The 16,737-nt window shown below is 62.7% G+C and carries 20 protein-coding genes and 1 pseudogene; 11 read left to right on the top strand and 10 right to left on the bottom strand.

Features of this window, described 5'->3' with window-relative positions:
• Positions 1–237: 237 nt before the first annotated feature.
• Together HNS03_RS24980 and HNS03_RS24975 are read right to left on the bottom strand one after the other, a co-directional pair.
• A complete protein-coding gene (locus tag HNS03_RS24980; RefSeq protein ID WP_367198770.1) occupies positions 238–480 on the bottom strand; it encodes a hypothetical protein in 243 nt (80 codons plus the stop codon).
• Between the two features lie 62 nt (positions 481–542).
• Positions 543–833 (bottom strand): DUF736 domain-containing protein, encoded by a 291-nt coding sequence (locus HNS03_RS24975; RefSeq protein ID WP_367198769.1) that lies wholly within the window; start codon positions 831–833, stop codon positions 543–545.
• Positions 834–1,527: 694 nt separating this feature from the next.
• Between HNS03_RS24975 and HNS03_RS24970 the strand changes: the two genes are divergently transcribed.
• A complete protein-coding gene (locus HNS03_RS24970) occupies positions 1,528–1,965 on the top strand; it encodes a hypothetical protein (protein ID WP_367198768.1) in 438 nt (145 codons plus the stop codon).
• Positions 1,966–2,166: 201 nt separating this feature from the next.
• Complete coding sequence (locus HNS03_RS24965; protein WP_367198767.1) at positions 2,167–2,751, top strand: hypothetical protein; 585 nt, start codon at positions 2,167–2,169, stop codon at positions 2,749–2,751.
• 44 nt (positions 2,752–2,795) lie between these two features.
• Here HNS03_RS24965 and HNS03_RS24960 read toward each other — a convergent pair whose 3' ends face one another.
• The 3 genes from HNS03_RS24960 to HNS03_RS24950 all read right to left on the bottom strand — a co-directional run bounded on the left by HNS03_RS24960 (position 2,796) and on the right by HNS03_RS24950 (position 5,341).
• Entirely contained in the window at positions 2,796–2,972 is a 177-nt protein-coding gene (locus tag HNS03_RS24960; protein ID WP_367198766.1) for a hypothetical protein, read from the bottom strand.
• A 64-nt stretch (positions 2,973–3,036) separates the two neighbouring features.
• The gene (locus HNS03_RS24955) at positions 3,037–4,821 is read right to left on the bottom strand and encodes a ParB/RepB/Spo0J family partition protein (protein ID WP_367198765.1); all 1,785 of its coding nucleotides are present in this window, start codon (positions 4,819–4,821) and stop codon (positions 3,037–3,039) included.
• A 46-nt stretch (positions 4,822–4,867) separates the two neighbouring features.
• Entirely contained in the window at positions 4,868–5,341 is a 474-nt protein-coding gene (locus tag HNS03_RS24950) for a hypothetical protein (RefSeq protein WP_367198764.1), read from the bottom strand.
• 550 nt (positions 5,342–5,891) lie between these two features.
• Here HNS03_RS24950 and HNS03_RS24945 point away from each other — a divergent pair.
• Complete coding sequence (locus tag HNS03_RS24945; RefSeq protein ID WP_367198763.1) at positions 5,892–6,311, top strand: hypothetical protein; 420 nt, start codon at positions 5,892–5,894, stop codon at positions 6,309–6,311.
• 25 nt (positions 6,312–6,336) lie between these two features.
• Positions 6,337–7,548, top strand: a complete 1,212-nt coding sequence (locus HNS03_RS24940; RefSeq protein ID WP_367198762.1) for a Swt1 family HEPN domain-containing protein — start codon at positions 6,337–6,339, stop codon at positions 7,546–7,548.
• Between the two features lie 62 nt (positions 7,549–7,610).
• Here the strand turns inward: HNS03_RS24940 and HNS03_RS24935 are convergent, their stop codons facing one another.
• The gene (locus tag HNS03_RS24935; protein WP_367198761.1) at positions 7,611–8,522 is read right to left on the bottom strand and encodes an ImmA/IrrE family metallo-endopeptidase; all 912 of its coding nucleotides are present in this window, start codon (positions 8,520–8,522) and stop codon (positions 7,611–7,613) included.
• Complete coding sequence (locus tag HNS03_RS24930) at positions 8,519–8,842, bottom strand: helix-turn-helix domain-containing protein (protein WP_367198760.1); 324 nt, start codon at positions 8,840–8,842, stop codon at positions 8,519–8,521. Before HNS03_RS24930 ends, HNS03_RS24935 begins: the two co-directional genes overlap by 4 nt.
• Positions 8,843–8,980: 138 nt before the next feature.
• Here HNS03_RS24930 and HNS03_RS24925 point away from each other — a divergent pair, with 138 nt between their 5' ends.
• From HNS03_RS24925 to HNS03_RS24910, 4 genes are read left to right on the top strand one after another with little or no spacing between them, the layout of a single operon-like run.
• Positions 8,981–9,214, top strand: a complete 234-nt coding sequence (locus HNS03_RS24925) for a DUF2188 domain-containing protein (protein WP_367198759.1) — start codon at positions 8,981–8,983, stop codon at positions 9,212–9,214.
• Positions 9,215–9,229: 15 nt separating this feature from the next.
• Entirely contained in the window at positions 9,230–9,535 is a 306-nt protein-coding gene (locus tag HNS03_RS24920; RefSeq protein WP_367198758.1) for a multiubiquitin domain-containing protein, read from the top strand.
• A complete protein-coding gene (locus HNS03_RS24915; RefSeq protein WP_367198757.1) occupies positions 9,510–10,694 on the top strand; it encodes a ThiF family adenylyltransferase in 1,185 nt (394 codons plus the stop codon). The genes HNS03_RS24920 and HNS03_RS24915 overlap by 26 nt, the downstream gene beginning before the upstream one ends.
• Positions 10,691–11,113, top strand: a complete 423-nt coding sequence (locus HNS03_RS24910; protein ID WP_367198756.1) for a DUF6527 family protein — start codon at positions 10,691–10,693, stop codon at positions 11,111–11,113. Before HNS03_RS24915 ends, HNS03_RS24910 begins: the two co-directional genes overlap by 4 nt.
• Before the next feature lie 89 nt (positions 11,114–11,202).
• On the opposite strand, the gene HNS03_RS24905 is transcribed toward HNS03_RS24910, so the two are convergent.
• From HNS03_RS24905 to HNS03_RS24895, 3 genes are all read right to left on the bottom strand, one after another.
• Positions 11,203–11,577, bottom strand: coding sequence for a DUF2958 domain-containing protein (locus tag HNS03_RS24905; protein ID WP_367198755.1), 375 nt, complete (start codon positions 11,575–11,577; stop codon positions 11,203–11,205).
• Positions 11,578–11,792: 215 nt separating this feature from the next.
• Positions 11,793–12,047 (bottom strand): hypothetical protein, encoded by a 255-nt coding sequence (locus HNS03_RS24900; protein WP_367198754.1) that lies wholly within the window; start codon positions 12,045–12,047, stop codon positions 11,793–11,795.
• 50 nt (positions 12,048–12,097) lie between these two features.
• The gene (locus HNS03_RS24895) at positions 12,098–13,024 is read right to left on the bottom strand and encodes an ArdC family protein (protein ID WP_367198753.1); all 927 of its coding nucleotides are present in this window, start codon (positions 13,022–13,024) and stop codon (positions 12,098–12,100) included.
• Between the two features lie 527 nt (positions 13,025–13,551).
• Here HNS03_RS24895 and HNS03_RS24890 point away from each other — a divergent pair.
• The 3 genes and pseudogenes from HNS03_RS24890 to HNS03_RS24880 all read left to right on the top strand — a co-directional run.
• Positions 13,552–15,534, top strand: coding sequence for a type IV secretory system conjugative DNA transfer family protein (locus HNS03_RS24890; RefSeq protein WP_367198752.1), 1,983 nt, complete (start codon positions 13,552–13,554; stop codon positions 15,532–15,534).
• 251 nt (positions 15,535–15,785) lie between these two features.
• Positions 15,786–16,328: a hypothetical protein gene (locus HNS03_RS24885; RefSeq protein ID WP_367198751.1), complete on the top strand. Its 543-nt coding sequence runs from the start codon at positions 15,786–15,788 to the stop codon at positions 16,326–16,328.
• 281 nt (positions 16,329–16,609) lie between these two features.
• Positions 16,610–16,737: pseudogene (locus tag HNS03_RS24880) on the top strand (IS630 family transposase); the annotation flags it as partial.

The raw sequence follows: 16,737 nt of genomic DNA, 5'->3' as shown, positions 1-16,737 counted from the left end.
GGGAACTGCCATTTCCACAATCGTCGGTGCTGCACATCGACAATAATTAAACAACGCACCACGCATCGGTTTTGCTCTCGATCCAAGTATGAGTTTGAGCGACGATCCTCGATTTGGAATCTTTCCAATCAATCTGTTGCGATCAATAGAGAGCATCAAGCTAAAGATCTGGCCATACCAGTCGTCGAAAAGGGGGCGCTGTCTCCGCCGAAGCGGGACGGGTTGAAGTGGCACCGGTCATCGCTGGTCGGTCTCCGACTGATAGGCGCCGATATAGTAGGTGGTCAGCTCGTGCTGCTCGCCTTCGGCTGGGCCGAGGTCGGGCAACTCGCCGTCCTTGAAGCGGGCAAGCGCAACCGCCCCCGGATCGCTGATGTCGTCGGTGAGTGCGACGACGTAACGGTAGACGGTGAGCTGCTCGACGGCGATCTCGGCGAATTCGACGGCCTTCGCCGGATTGTCTCGTGTCATCGTATTCATGGTCAAAATCTCCTTTGTTGAAATGGGCGACCCCGCCGCCGGAGCGGCGGGGCCGGTTGCCGTCAGCGGGCCCAGATGAGGGTCGGCTTGCCGTTGCGGTCGACGAGGTTGGCGTAGACCGGGGCCGGGAAGCTCGGGTCGTCCAGCTTCACCGAGATGTAGCTGTTGCCGCCCTTGCTGGTGCGGTTCCAGGCCGCGCCGATTTCGGCGGTGCCCGCCATCACGCGGAAGTCGGGGGCGTTCTCGCCGCCGTTCTCGACGGGGGTCAGCGCCACCTTGGCCTTGAAGGTCAGGGTCCGGATGTCGCCGTTGTAGCCGCTGTCGGTTTTCGTGAAAGCGCCGATGGTTGCCATGTCTAAGTCTCCTTTCGGTTCGTTGGAGGCCGCGCCCGTCGCGACCTTTCCATGGCCAACCAAAGGCGCCGGATAGAGCCGGCCCCTGCACCCGCCAGGGCGGAAGCGAAGCGGACGACGGCAAGCGGGCTGTTTCTTGAATCGCGCGAGGAAGGCCGTCAGGCCGGGGAAGAAACCGACCGCACGCCGTTGCGGGGTCCGGCGCTGGCGCCAGGTCTGCCATGCGAAGGAAAGGGCGCAGGGCGCGTGTGGCTCACCGGCTGAAAGGTGACGTGGCAACCCGTCGGAGCGTCATATGACGGGCGGCTGCGACGGCATCCGACTTTGGTCATTCGGCCAGGTGGCGGGTCGACAGACGAGCGAAGCGGCGAAAGAAGAGCCCCCGTCCGCGACGGCGGGCGGGAGCCGATGAAAGGGCGACTGGACGGGCGAGGCAGCCGCAACGGCGAGACGTCTCGGGACCTGGCTGACGTCCGCCGCTACCGCCGCCTCGGCTCTCGCAGCAAACGGACGAGCGCAACGTCGATGGCATAGCCCGCTGGGCTCGTGACGGGGACGGGCTCCGCCCCGCCCCGGCCGAGCGTTTTCCAGCGATGTCGGAGACGATGGCCATGAGGGTGATGACGATAATTGCGGCGAAGACGGTCACCGTCTTCGAAGAGTATGCTGTTTAACTAGTTCATCGCAGTTATGGTTGAATAATGAAATTATTATTACAATAATAAGTCGACATTTCATTTCCTTTTCCAAAATACTTAGGGAGCTGCCCGCAGCAATGCGGCGTGGTTTCGCTAATCCTATGCCCAAAATTCTCGCCAAAACATTGATCTTCGGTGCGATCATCCTGGCCGTCGCCGGGGTCTTCGCTTCTGATTTGGCCGTGCCGATCGGCGCTTTTACGGCTCTTGGCCTTGCTGCCGTGATCGTTGCCTTTACGGTCGTTGCCTTTGCTGCTGTCGCTTGGGCGGTTTGGGCATTGGCCGTTGCTGCCGTCGCCTGGGCGGTCTGTGCCTTGATCTTTGCCGCCGGTGTTTGGCCCGGCCTCACCGCCTTTGCCTTGGTTTGTGTCGCCTTTGCCCTCGCGTTAGCAAACGAGGCAATAGACGACCATTATGCTCGCAAGGATCAGTAATTGCCTTGGTGTCAGGTGTGAATTTTCAGCGGTCTCTACAAGACCCCGTGAACCGAAACACCTTCGCCCTATGGCACTACCGCTTCCCAACTGAACCTCGCACTCTGGCGATGTAAGCGGCGTTTCGGCGCTTTCTTCCCTTTTTCTTGAAACCTGAACTGGGAGCCGCCCGCAGTAATGCGGCGTGGTTTCGAGGTTGCTATGTCCAGAATGTTCGCGAAATTGGCCCTCAGTGCCATCATAACGTTGGCTCTCAGTGCCATCACACTGGCCGTCATTGGCGGTTTTGATGGTTCTGTGCCGAGTGCCTCCACAACGGAAGAGACCCATCCAGCACTTGGACGCCTCGAAGTGGAAAACGCGGTTGAGCCAGCGTTGATCTTCGACTTCGGTGACGGGAACGGTCCCGTTCCGGCCCGACGGCACATCAACCTGGACGGTTCCGAAGGCGGCTGGGTCGCCAAGACGGCCTATGTCGCCGAAACCGCATACGTGGGTCCGAACGCGCGGGTCTCCGGCGACGCCGAGGTCTCCGGCAACGCGCTGGTCTCCGGCAACGCGCGGGTCTTCGGCAACGCGTGGGTCTCCGGCAACGCTCGTGTCTTTGGCGCTGCACATGTCTTCGGCGCTGCACATGTCTCCGGCAACGCTCAGGTCTTCGGCATCGCCCGTGTCTTTGACGATGCCCAAGTCTATGGCAACGCGTGGGTCTCCGGCGTCGCCGAGGTCTGCAGTGATGCTCGCATCTCGGGCTACACCGAACTTCGCTCCGGTTTTCACTGCTAGCAAAAAACCCTCCCGCTTCGGCGGGAGGGTTTTCTTGATGGCCGCTATCGTCGCCTCGGGCCGCGCAGCAACCGCAGCAGCGTAACGAGAATGGCGTAGCCAATCGGCACGGCGATGGGGAAGGCCAGCAGCACCCAGAGGGTGTCGTCGGGGTCGCCGGTCATGTTCGTGACGATGGCCATGAGGGCGATGACGATGATCGCACCAAGGATGGTGCCCATGGTCGTATCCTCCGTGTTGGGATGAAGAGAAGAGCGGCGCAGCCGGAGCCGCGCCGCCCGTCGATCAGGCCGCGTCCGCGACGGTCTCGGTCTGGTCGGTCTCGGCTTCCGCCTCCGGCGGCGTCTCCGCGTCCGCGCCGGTGACGGCGGGGAACGCCATTGCCCCGGGCAACCAGTCCCGCCCCTTGCGGTCATGCTCGGGCGCATCGTCGGCTGCGTCCTTGGTGCGCTCGAAGTGCCGCACCAAGGGCTCGATCATGGCCGTCTTGGTGTAGTCCTTGAGACGACCCATGCGCTTAACCGCGCCGCTTTCCTTGGCGATGGCCTCCAACTGGTCTTTGCGACGGCGGGCCAGGAAAGCTTCATCAGGCCGCCAATGGTGGCGCATATCCACCTCCAAATCGGCGGCGATGCGGTTGAACAGGCTCTCGCCGTCATCCAGCGCGTCCATGTCGCCTTGCCCGAAGGTGAGCGCGGTCAGTAGCAGGTGGAGCTGCTCAAGCTCCGCGTCGGACAGCCCCTGCACGGCTTCATAGAGGGCGAGTGGCTCCTTGCGGCTACGCAATAACTGCTCCCATGCCCCGCGCGTCGGCGCGGCATAGGGGGAACTGTCGGCCTCGATGCCGAGCGCCTGCGCCGTTTCCTCGGCGTCCCGCGCGATGGCGGCGTAGCTGGTGGGCGGCACTTCGGCTTCCGCGAAATAGGCGAGTGCGGGATGCGGGTCGAGATGGACGCGCCCCGTCCAGTCATAGCCCTGCATCATGGAGATGACGGCCACTTCCTTGGCCGTGCGGGGATTGGCGAGAAGCGCCTCCATCACGGCAAGGCTCTTGTGGGCACTCACCATGCGGATGACGGGGCCGGAATATTCGGGCTTGGGCTTCGGCGCGGCAGGCGCGTCCTGGGTGTCCTCGGCCACGCTCTGACGGACCTCACGCTTGACCAGCCCCTCACGGGTTTGAACCCGCCCCGATGGGGCGAACTGGATGACCACGCCGCCCTGCTCGCCGTCCTCGGCCTCGCGATACTGCCACCACGGCACGTAAGCCTCGTGCACCACCTCCACGAACGCCACCGTCTGGCGGTGGGTGTCGGCCAACTGCTCGACGGCCTCGGATTGCAGCCGATAGAACTGCTCCACGTCGTCAAAGAAGGTACTGGCATCGTCCGCGAACAGGTCGGCGGTATAGCTGCCCTCGTATTTCTCCAGCGGGAAGATGGCCAACGCCACGGAGGGCTTCTCACCCGTCAGGATGCTGCGGATGTCGTCAGCGTCGTAATGCCAGCCCTGTTCCAACCGCTCAATGACGGCACGCTGCTGGTCGTGGGTGCCGAGCGTTAGCGCCTCGGCCACCGATAGGGACACCTCGCCCTCCCGCACCAAGGCCTTCACCTCGTCGCAGAGGGAAGCCAGCGCCACGCGCCGCTTGACGGTCAGCCCCGACACACCCGCCTTGGCGGCCACGTCCTCAAGGCGCGCCCCGTCCGCCAGAAGGGAGGCGAAGGCCTCGGCCTCGTCCATGGGCGGCAACTGCTCGCGCTGGATATTCTCTATGGTGGCCAGCCGCAGGGTATCGGCAGATGACAGCCGCTTGCGGATGTCCACGGGCACGGGATGATCGGCGGGGATGTCACCGCGCTCGGCCAAAAGCCGCAGCGCCCGATAGCGCCGCTCGCCGGAGACGATGTCGTAGCCTTTGCCCTTGCGCGGGCGCACGACAAGGTTCTGCAGAAGCCCGTCCGTCTTGATGGACGCGGCCAGCCCCTCAAGGGCGGCGGCGTCCATGCTGCTGCGCGGGTTGGTCTTCGGCGGGTTCAACTGGTCTAGGGTGATGGTCTCGATGGTCATGGTTTTCGTCCTTTCGTGATTTCTGGATTTCGTTACGGGGCACCCGTCACGCCGCGCGGGCGGCGTGAACGGGATGGAGCGGGCGCACGGTCGCGCCCTCGGGGATGAAGGCGGCGGGGCCGCCGCTGCTGTCGCGGCGCGCCACTTCCAGATGGCAGGGCATCCAGCCGGTGGACTTGCCGACGATGAAGCGGCGGCGATTGCCGTCAGCTTCGGTCACTTCCACGCGCCAGCCCTCATGGCCGCGCAAGGCGGGGGAAAGCTCGGCGGGGCACCGCGCGCCGGTGGCTGCATGGTGCGCCTGTCCGGCCTCCATGCAGACCAGATAGGCGGCGAGATGCTCGGGGCTGCCGGGCGCGGGGTGGGGCGGAAGCTCGTGCTTGCCCAGCCACGCGGCTACGGCGCGCATGCGCCGCTCGGCCACGTCGAAGCCCAGGCAGGAATAGCCGCTTCCGCAGGGGAAGACGTAAAGCCGCGCCTCCCTGTTGATGGTCGGGTGTCGGTCGTCGCGTTGGGTCATGGTCTTGCCTCCGTTCAGTTGCTCTCGGCGTCACAGGGCAAAGCCCCGCGCCTGAACCCCTGCCCAGCGGCGAGCGACCAAAACGAAAGCGACGAAGTGAGAGAGGTGCAGCGAGCGCCGGCTTAGTGCCGGGCGACAAGGCGGACGCCCCCTGGGGCGTCAGTCCGGTCCAACACGGGAGCGGAGCGAATGGAGCGGGCGGGGCCGGACGGCCGCCTTGGCCAAGCCCGGTGCGGCCGGCATAAGCTGGAACGCAGGGTTCAAGCGCGCGGCACGCGCGCGCTCAAAACATCCACGGCCCGACGGGCCGACCGCTTGCGTCGTTCCGGGCAGACAACGCTGCGGGTCCCGATGTGGCGCTTCGGGGGCGTTGCGGGGGTACCCCCCGCTCGAAGGGGTAGCGGAAGGCCGCCTGGTGGCGGGTTGCAGCGAGGGGAAGGCCTTCCCCTTAAGCCTATTACTACTATTTTTACTATTTTCACTTGATTGGCTTTCGGCGAGCCGATAGAGTGGGGTCAGATTGAACGGATACGAGCGAGAGGATCACCCCATGCCAGACCTGCGAACCATCGAAATCGACTTCGACGTACACAAGATCATTGAGCTTGAGCGGAAGAGCTTCTCGGAGACCCCGAACGAAGTGCTGCGTCGACTATTGAAGGTGAGCGGAAAGCGCCCCTCATCCCAACCGCAGGACGCGACAACCGGACGCCCATGGTCGGGTAAAGGCGTAACGCTACCCCACGGGACAGAACTGCAAATGGATTACAATGGTCGGCAGTACACAGGGACCATCGATAACGGTGAATGGGTTGTTGAGGGGCAGCGGTTCAAGAGCCCGTCCGCTGCGGCCGGTGGTGTTGCTCTGACCAAGAGCGGAAAACGTACCAACCTGGACGGCTGGAATTACTGGCAGGCCAAGCGCCCCGGCGATACTGACTGGGTCTCAATCAAGGAGATGCGGCGCTAAAGACAGGCGCCCGGAGAGTGAACCCGTGGTCGATATAAGCAAGCTGAACAAAGCTGCGCACGCAGCCCAGAGGCTCACCAAGCAACATCAGGGTGCGATCGAGGCGGCGCAGCGCATTGCCGACAGCCCAACGATGCAGGCCATAAAGGCGCTTCAGGAAAACTCCGCGGCAACTCGCTTGATGGCGGAGATGCAGCGCCACGAGGCGCTCATCCGTGCCGCGCAGGGTCCGGTTGAAGAATTGCGCAGGGCTGGCATTTTCGACCAAGCCTCCATCCTGCACGAGCAACTCCGCCCAGTCCAGGAGATGATGGACGCGTTCAATGCGCGATTCACCCTGCCGGAGGTGCCGGCCGCGGTGAAGCTCATGCAGGAGTTCCAGCAGAGCCCTGCTGCTGAGGCGATGGCGCGATATGCAACACGGGCAGACGAGATCCAGCGTGCCATGGAGGCCATGCACACGCCGTGGCTGGACGCACAAGAGGCCCTACGGTCAGTCACGGGCTTCGCGGAAATACAGGGCATCGGCAGGATGCTTGAGACCATGCCGGTCTTTGACGATGCCGTTTGCGCGGCACTCCGGGTTGGCCTTGGTGACTGGCGGGACAGGATAACCTGGCCGGAGCCGGTGCTGACCGACATGGCCGCCCGTGCGACGTTCTATGAGGACCTGGGCTTTGACACGTCGCTGACCGACTTCCCGGCCCCGGCGTTTCGGGAAAGTACTGAGATCGCCGGACTGCGTCGTGAGCCGCCGCCCGTGGTGGCCGCCTACGGTGAACCTGCCCCGCGCGCTGAAAGCGATGATGACGAGGAAGCACTTGTTCTGACCAACGTGGCGCACGATTGGCTGCAGCGGCTTGAGTTGCACCTGAGAAATTTCATTGATGCCCGGATGACTGAGGCCTTCGGCCAAGACTGGCCGAAGCACCAACTGCCGAACGGCGTCTACGATGCGTGGATGGCGAAGCGTGAGGCCGCAGTGAAAGCGGGCAGACAACCGCTCCCATTGATCGCCTACGCGGACTTCACCGACTATGAGCGGGTGATCTGCAAGCAGGATAACTGGCGTCAGGTCTTCAGCAGCTACTTTGTCCGCAAGGAAAGTGTCCGCGAAAGCTTCCAGCGGCTGCATCCCATCCGCCTGGACACCATGCATGCGCGCCCGATCATCCAGGACGATGAGATGCTGCTGTACGTCGAGGTTAGACGCCTGATCCGGGTCATCATTGGATGAAGCGAGAAACCTTGAGGGACAGCACGGGGTAGACGGCGGAGGCTGGTCCCAGATGAGGCTCCCTACCCCAGCCAGGACGAGCCGGGCGTCCGACTGATCATGCGATCGAAGGTGTCTTCCTCGGGCTCTTCCGTCTCTTCGAACCTGGGCGGCGCGTCGCCGAGATGAAGCAGGGATAGCGCGAAGTCGTAGCGCTCGGAGACGAGCGCATTCTCGATACAGGGCTCCTTGAGCCAGACGCCCGCATCATGCTCCACAGTCCCCTTGCTCCGGTCCAGGAGATCGGTTCGAACGGGCAAGGACGTGGCCGGCAGTTCGATCGGCGGTCGGCCGACCGTCTTGAAGTAGGCACCCGTCCGCAACGCGGGTTGGCTAGATCGGGCCCAGTCGATGAAGCCGTCGATGGATTTCACCAGAATCGCGCGCCGCTGCGTGTACTGAAGCCAGCGCAGCGTGGCGGCTATCAGCGAAACCCCATACCGCTCCGCACATGCGCCGATATCGTCCATGGTGGGCATGGCCGCCGCGTCGATCTGCCGGCGATAGTCGTCGAGCGGCATCAAGAGGGTCGCCGCAAATTCGTTCGCCTGCTGCTCGATCTGCCGATAGTCGCTCTCCCACCGCACCATATCCTCGGCGCTGCATTGGATGCCTTCGGGGTAGTCCAGGCGATGCAGCAGGTAATGGCCGAACTCGTGCGCGAGGGTGAAGTTGATCCGGCCCGGCGACGTGATGTCCGAATTGTAAAAGATACCCCAGCCGACCTCTCCCTCCGGCGCCTTGAACAGCGCCCCCTCAAAGCGCGGCAATGAAGCTCCCTGCACTAGACTGATGGGATCGTCGGGAAAAACCTGCCTGGTGTAGTCGTAGGCAAGCTGCTTCACGTCCACGGGGAAGCGGTCATCCCCGCCGCGGGCGTTGAGGATAACCGTCAGGTCGTTTGCCCAGCGTTTCGGTCCCTTCCGCTCCGTCATTCGCCCTTGCCCCAGAGTTTCACCATCTCGCGAATCTTCTTCTTGGTCTCGGGCTCCATGTCCCGATACTCGCGGTAGAAGCGCGCGTCGACCGCGTCTTCCTCTTTGATTTCCTGTTTGTCGTCGAGAAGGTACTCCAGGGTGACGTCGAGTTGCTCGGCAATCTTGGCCAGCTTCTCGGCCGATGGCCGCGGCGGGTTCTTGTTCTCCAGTTCCCAGATGTAGCTCTTGCTGGTGCCGGCGCGCTCCGCGAGTTGGTCCAGGGTCAGCCTCTTGTCCTTCCGCAAGCGTCGAATCTTCTCTCCCAGGGCATTGGTCATGGGGCGTGCTCCTTCGTTTCTCGTTGTTCGGTATAGACGTATATTAAGGCCTTGACTTCCGAATTTCAATCGCCATATGCTGTTCGGAGTAGGCGCATTTTTTGTGCCTCTGTGCAAAACAAAAAGGAGATCCGCGATATGAGCAAAGGACCGAAGAGCCATCACGTCGTGCCGAACCCGCAGGGCGGCTGGGACGTGAAGCGTGGGGGCGCCGGCCGCGCCAGCAGCCACCACGAAACCAAGCAGGAAGCAATCGATCGCGGCCGGGAGATCAGCCGCAATCAGAGCAGCGAACTGCGCATCCACAACCGGGACGGTCGGATCAGCCGCAGCGACAGCCACGGCAACGATCCGTACCCGCCCGAAGGCTAAAGGAAAGGAAAGCCGATGACGGACAACCAGCAGCACGATCAGCACGAAGGTGATGACGATCGCGGCCACGACAAGGGCCGCGACAAGACGTTCACCATCATCGTCAACGGCCGCGAGAAGACCGTGACGGCGCGGCAGTTGAGTGTGGACGATCTCGTGAAGCTCGCCTTCGAGAACCCGCCTACGGGCGAGTTCATCTGCTTCACGATCACCTACCGCCGCGGTCAGGGCAACAAGCCCGAGGGCACGCTCGAAGAGGGCGAAACCGTCAAGGTCAAGAAGGGCATGATCTTCAATGTCACGGCAACTGATAAGTCGTAACGACGACCTTAAGGCCCTCCGGGACGACGGGTACGAGGTGGCTGTGCAGGCGGGCCACCTCGTACTCCGTCATGTGCCGTACGTGAACGCCCAGAAGCAGGTAAAGCGCGGCACGCTCGTGTCCGTACTGGAGCTCAGCGGCGACGCCACGGTGAAGCCGTCCGACCACAAGGCCTTGTTTGCTGGGGAGCATCCCTGCGACAAGGACGGCAGGCGGCTGAAGCAACTGGAGCATTCCAGTAACCGGAGCAAGCTCGGCGGCGGACTGACGGTCGACCATTCGTTTTCGGCCAAGCCCAAGGACGGCAACGGCTACCGCGACTATCACCACAAGATGCAGACTTACGCTGAGATGATCTCCGCGCCGGCGCGGGCGATCGACCCGAACGCTACGGCGCGCACCTACATCGTGCCGCCGGATGAGGATGCGCCCGACCCGGTGTTCAACTACGTGGATTCAGCTTCCACGCGGGCGGGCATTGGCGCGATCACCGACAAGCTGGCCCTCGGCAAGGTCGGGATTGTCGGTCTTGGCGGCTCCGGCTCCTACGTGCTCGACCTGATCGCCAAGACCCCGATCCGGGAAATCCATCTCTTCGACGGCGACGACTTCCTCCAACACAATGCGTTCCGGGGCCCCGGCGCGCCGGGGCTGGACACGCTGCGCGACCGGCCGAGGAAGGTGGACTATTTCGCAGGCCTCTATGCGCTCATGCGCAAGGGGCTCGTCCCCCACCCTGTTCATATCGACGCGGACAACTTGGACCTGCTCGACGGCATGGCCTTCGTGTTCCTCTGCGTCGACGCCGGGGACGTGAAGCGGCCCATCGTCGAGAAGCTGGAGGCCGACGGTATCCCGTTCATCGACGTGGGCATGGGGATTTATGAAGCGGATGGGAAGCTGGGCGGCGTCCTGCGGGTGACGGCGAGCACTCCGGACCGGCGCGACCATCTGGACCGACACGTGAGCTTTGATGGCGGTGCCGACGACGTCTACGCGCAGAACATCCAGATCGCCGACCTGAACGCCCTCAACGCCACGCTCGCCGTCATCAAGTGGAAGAAGCTCTGCGGCTTCTACGCCGACTTCGAGCAGGAGCACGCGAGCACCTACACGATTGACGGTAATATGATGTCGAACGCGGAAAAGGTTGAATGAAAAGCGATTCCATCCAGTACGCATTTGTTGACGCCATTCCGGAGGCGCTGGAAGAGTGCACGCTCTACGTCGCCATGGATTTCGCCACGGCGGCACACAAGTGCTGCTGCGGCTGCGGCCAGGAGGTGGTGACACCCCTGAGCCCGACGGATTGGAGGATCACCTACGATGGTGTTTCCGTGTCCTTGTCACCATCGATCGGCAACTGGAGCTTCCCGTGTCAGTCGCACTACTGGATTGTGCGGAATGAGATCCGGTGGGCGGCGCGATGGACGCCGGAGCAGATTGAGGCCGGCCGCGCTGCTGACAGGCGGGCCAAGCAGGGCCATTATGGGCCGGCGTCAAAGCCGTCGCAGTCCGCGAAGGGAGCAACCTCGCCGGGCCTCCTGTCGCGGCTATGGCAGTGGTTGTCCAAGTAGCCCGCGACACTTTGTGTAGACTATTTCATGTTTGAAGTGGTTTCGAACAAGAGGACAGCCCTGCGGAAGCAGGGCTGTCCCGGTCGCCTCTACGCCTTGATGTAGCCGAGTTCATGGGCCTCGTCGGCATAGGCGGACAGCTTCTTGTCGGCAGTCCAGTGGCGATCGCGCTCGATGCCGAGCGCGCCGCCCATCAGCCGGACGCTCTCAAGCTCCGAGATGCGCACGGTACCCAATTCCGGGCATCCCATGCCCAGGTCGCATAGACCGTAACCAAGATCGGGGTCCTCCGGGTCAAGCTCCGTCAGGAGCCATGTGCCGGCGCCGCAGGGATTGAAGAGTTTCACGACCGGCCGGAAGTCGTGCGTGGCGCCGTCCTCGTTGTCGGGATCGGCGAGCCGTTCGGCGTTCTTGCGGCCGTTGGCGATGAGCTTGGCGCGGATGTCGTCGGTCAGCAGTTTCATGATGTCGTCTCCCTTGTTGGTGTTCGCCCCGAAGGGCGGGGAGACGACGGGCAGGCGCGAGGGGCTGCGGCCGTCCTGCCCAACACGGCTCGGCGCGGGCCGGGCATGGACGGCAAGGCCGCGGCTGCCAGAGGTAAGCCGCAACCAATCGGGGCACCAACGGGAGACGACGGAACGGCATGCCGGCGTCCGCCGCGCAAGAGAGGTGAAGGTGGCTATGGGGCGTAGGGGTCGTAAACCTGGATCAGGTCCGAGACCTTGAAGCCGGCGTCCTCGGGATAATCGCGTCGGAGAATCCGCATCGCCTCGATGAGAGACGTGGCGCGCACCTCGACGAAGCGGCCATCGGCCCAGGCATCAGCGAAGCCGGTGTCATTTCGTTGGCCGGCGTCCACCAGTTCCCGCACGCGCGTGTTGTAGACGCGTCCCTCGAAGCGTTTGATGCGCAAGGTCTGTGTGTTGTCTGACATGGGCGACCCTTCTTGTTTTCCTCTTATGTGCCGGGACGCAAAAGGGCCGCCTAAGCGGCGGCCTCGGTGTGTGCCCGCTCCCGAAGGCCGGCCAGGTAATCGCTGGCCTGCGCCGCCTTGGAGGCGGCGGTGAAGATGGCCTTCTTGTCTGCCTTGAGAACCTGAAGCCAGTTGTCGATGTAGGCGGCGTGGTCCTGCCGGGGCGTGACGCTGATGCCCAGATCGGCGCAGAGGAACGCGGCCCCGAGCTCGGCCACGAGCTCTTCCATGGCGTAGGCCTGATCGCCGAAGCGCTTGCCGAACTCCCGGTCGCAGCGCTTCTTCGCGCCCGTCCAATGGGTCAGCTCGTGCAGCAGCGTGCCGTAGTAGGCCTCGGTCGGTGTGCTGGTCTCGGTACCGAGGAAGCGCGCCTGCTCCGGCATCTGGATGATATCGTCGGACGGACGGTAGAAGGCGCGCTCGCCGCCGTGGTTCACGGTCGCCCCTGTCGCCTGAACGAAGGCTTCAGCCGCGTCGATGGGCTCGACGGGGTTCTCGGGCGCTGGCAGGGGCTCGGGTTCGTAGCCGTCCACTTGGTCCGCATTGAAGACCCGGGATGCCTTGGCGATAAGGCGCTTGTTGTCAGTCTGCCAGTTGCCGTCCTCGTTTTCGAGTTCGTCGTCGGCGATCTCGATCTCCTTGTAGAACACCACAAGGCTCGCCTTCTCGCCCTTGCGCACCTGGCAGCCGTTCTTCTGCCACTGGCGATACGTGCCCCAGATCCCGGTGCTGAACTCCTTGGCGGTGCCGGCGGCCCAGAGGGAGACCACGTTCACGCCGCGATAGGCGTTGCTGGTGTCGATGTTGGTGGGGCGGTTGAGGCCCTCGCCGCTGCGGTGCCAGGGCATCTGCCAGTCGCCGGCGCCGGCCTCGATGGCGGCGATGATGGTGTTGGTCACCTGGGTGTAGACGTCGGGCTTTTTGCTCTTGGTCGTCATGGCTTCGCTCCTTTCCGTTTTGCGAGGCCGCGACCGCCGCGGCCTTCCGATGGCTGCCGGAAAGGCAGGGGCGAAGCCGGGCGCGGCACCCGACGGGCGGGAGCGAAGCGGACGACGGGGAAGCGGGTCTTTCTTGGAGCGCAGCGGGCGCGAGGAAGCAGGCCCCGCCTGCGGGGAAGAAAGTCCCGCAGCCCCGTTGCCGGGCACGGCGTCCCTGCCAGGCACGCCACCCATGAGGAAGGCCCGCCGGTCGTGCTGCTGAAGCCGGAAAGGATCTGTGATGCCCGGCCGGGGGCAAAAGACGGCTGGCCCGCCGGGACCAACCGGCGCCGCTCGATGCCGAAGCCTGGCTCGCTTGCCCGGTGTCAGGCGGCGAGTGCCCGGCCCACCAACATCGACGTCTCGCAAGCTGCCGTGCCGGGACGATTTCGACCTGTTTCAGGCCGCCGGAAACTGGCGATCCCGGATCGGGGCGGCTATGTTTTCGTCAGCATTGGCAAATGGAGGGGAAACGCGGGAGACGGCGAATGGTGTTCGGCAAGCTGTTCGGGGGCGGGAACAAGAAGAGGCAACAGGCGCAAGAAGCCGAGAACTTCCGCCAAGGTCTGGAAGCGCCAATGCGGGCTTTGCTGGACCTGATCCACGACATGCCTGTGGATCGCACGTCGAAACTGCTGTTGCGGCAGAAGATCATTCAGCGCGACAAGGGCGAACTGGAGCGGGTGCTTCAGAACGTGATCCTGCCGAAGCTTGATCCCGCGTGGCAGGCGCGCATCAAGGAGCTGGGCAAGTCCGAAGCCTGGATGACGTTCCTGGAGTTTCGGGAGACGCCCATGTGCCGCGGCCGGACGGACGAGCGCATGGATATGCTCCACATCGGCAATTTCCCGGTTCCAGCGGAGCTCAGCCGCACGGGAGAGCAATCATTCGCGCCAGTGGTCTTTTCTGGCGATGGGCATCTGCTGACCGTAGCCCCGACGGGCGCCGGCAAGGGGCAGAGCTTCATTCTGCGCAATCTCTATAACTACGAAGGGCCGACGGTCGTCTTCGATCCGAAGGGCGAGCTGTACCGGAAGACGGCGTGGCGGCGGGACTGGTACGGCAAGGTGTTCAAGTTCGCGCCCGAGGACCCGGATACGGATTGCTTCAATCCCATGGACATGCTGACGCCGTTGCCCGGCGAGGATGCGGATGTGGTCTGGGACAACGCGCGCCAGCTTGCCGAACTGCTGATCGAGCCCATGGGGAAGGAGCCATTCTGGGACAATACGGCGAAGGATCTGGTCACGGCGCTGATCTTCTACGTCTACCACACCTATCCCCCGCGCCAGCGGAATATCCGGGAGGTGACGCGTCTTCTCTATCTGGATGAGGATCGGCGGGATGCGCTGATCGAGAAACTCAAGGACAGCGAGGAAGAACGGCTGCGCGAGCTTGGCGCCACGCTGCTGGATGTGCACGAGAGCATGCGCACGTCGATCACGCATACGCTGCGCACGCAGCTTGAAATCTGGCGCTCGGGCAAGGTCATGCGGGCGACCCGCGGCACGAGTCACGGCCTGCATCCGCACACGATCGCCGGCGACGATCACATGCGCTGGTTTCTGCATGCGCAAGGCGCCGAGGACAAACCCGGATTCTGGCTCGAAGACGATAATACGGCGATCACCGGAGACGCCCATACGGTGTTCGTGGTGGTGCCGCCCGAACAGATCAGCACGTACCGTTCTGTTCTTCGAGTGGTGCTCGGCATGATGCTGCAAGGGGTGATGGCCCACCGACGCTATGTCGAACGGGAGGCGCGGGACAACCCATCTTCAGCGATGCCCGAAGGCCAGTGGCCGTTCCTGTTTCTGTTCGATGAGCTGCCGCAGCTCGGCTATATGCGGATCGTCGAGGACGCGGTGTCGATCGCCCGTGGTGCGAATATCCGCCTGTGGCTCCTGGCGCAGGACCTCTCCCAGCTCCGGAACGTCTATCCCCGCTGGGAGACGCTGATCGCCAACTCCAGGGCGCAGATGTACTTCAGGCCCAATGATCTCGGCACGGCGCAGTACATCTCCGATCTGCTGGGCGAGCATCCGGACCTGTGGGGCAATCGGACGCCATTGGCCGCGCCGAACGAACTGATGGGGAATGCTTTCCGCGATGACGTGATCCTCCGGTTTCAGGGGCACAAGCCGATCCGCGCGCGCATGCCCATGTTCTGGGACGAGAGCGAAAGCGCCAAGAAGATGGTGGCCAATGCGAAGACGCGTCTGGGTGAGGTGCCGGTGCGCGAAAGGAAGCCGTGGCCTATAGACGGCCTGACGCTCGAAGAGCTCAAAATCCAGAACGACGCCATGCGCAAGCAGGTGCCGGAACCGTCGGAACCGACGGAAACTGCCCCGGCGCTCAGGGAAGAACAGGATGTAGAGCCGAAGGCGGAGACGGCCGAACCCGAGGGCGAGGTTTCCTCCGAGTACGAACTCGCGGAAGATGGGCTGCCCAAGCCGCCGCGGTTGGATTGATATTGAAAACTAAAGCAAGTAAGTGTCAGTTATTGTGATATTTATTTTTATAGATGTACATAAGGTAGTAGAGTTGTAGGCATAAACATATTGTATTTATTTATTAATAGTGAATTTGTATCTTACAATGTCGCTTTATACGATGGGTTTGTATTTCCCGGCGAGGTAGCCGAGCCGCTCACGTCGTCTGCGGTCTGCGACCCCAATCACGTGTAAATACTAAAGAGGACGTTTTTTAAGAAAGGCTAAAAATGAAATCATTTTTTCTGAATTCAGCAATAATGGCGCTTATTGTAGCGCCCGTCGCCGCCAGCGCGCAAACGACGTTTACTGCGCGGGGGCATGTCGGTGATTCGAACACGTCGGAAGCGGCGGTGACGCGCATGAACGAGATTAGCACCATTCTCAATGCGCGAATTGATGAGGTCGAGCCGTTTGCGAAGACGGCACTGCCGGTATGTGACGATGGCGAGTATTTAACGTCTGACGGCAAAAATCTGAAATGCGCAACTGCGTCGAAGCAAAAGTACGCAGTCACGTGCACCTCAAAAGCCGGGCGAACGCGGACGGTAACGGGCGAGGGCGCGGAGGGGGCGCCAATTGTGGCACGTGCGCCATCAGGCGATAGCGTGTGGGTTGTGCTTCCCTCCGGCCCGCACCTGAATTGCTTCGAAGGCTACGTGCCTCGGGACGCCATGTCGCTGGACTTCCAGAACGAGAAGGCGTGTAAGGAGCACGCTGGTGTTCCGGGCTACGGACGCTACTTGCAAAGTTGCGCATGGAAGCAGAAGTGATTGTTGCAACGACTTTATAGGAATTGAAGTTTATTTCTGAACCTTCATTACGACGGAGAGATTACTTCAAAATAAATTAAATAAATGGATTTCTAAACTCAATGAAGCCATATTTTATTTCGGTTATTGTTGTTCTAGCTGCTACGGCGTGGTTTCTTGGAGCGGCCGCCGCGCAGCATACGTTGTACGCGGTCTCCGGGCAGGGCCGAGTGGATAGATCGGATCAAAAGAGTCCCGTTACGGGATTCCCCTGAGAGGCGTTCGGTGCGAGTCTGCCCGGCATGCGCACCGGGATCATGTTCACGCTGTCGGCCCGCGATCGTAAGCGGCTGGAGGCCATCATCGCCAATCCGAAGAGCTCGCAAAAGCACGCCTGGCGAGCCCGGATCGTCCTCCTCAGCGGCGACGG

This window comes from Amorphus sp. 3PC139-8, from assembly GCF_040750475.1.
Taxonomy (GTDB): Bacteria; Pseudomonadota; Alphaproteobacteria; order Rhizobiales; family Amorphaceae; genus Amorphus.
Note: the sequence above shows the minus strand (reverse complement) of the source record. Positions and strands in the feature narration are given on the sequence as shown.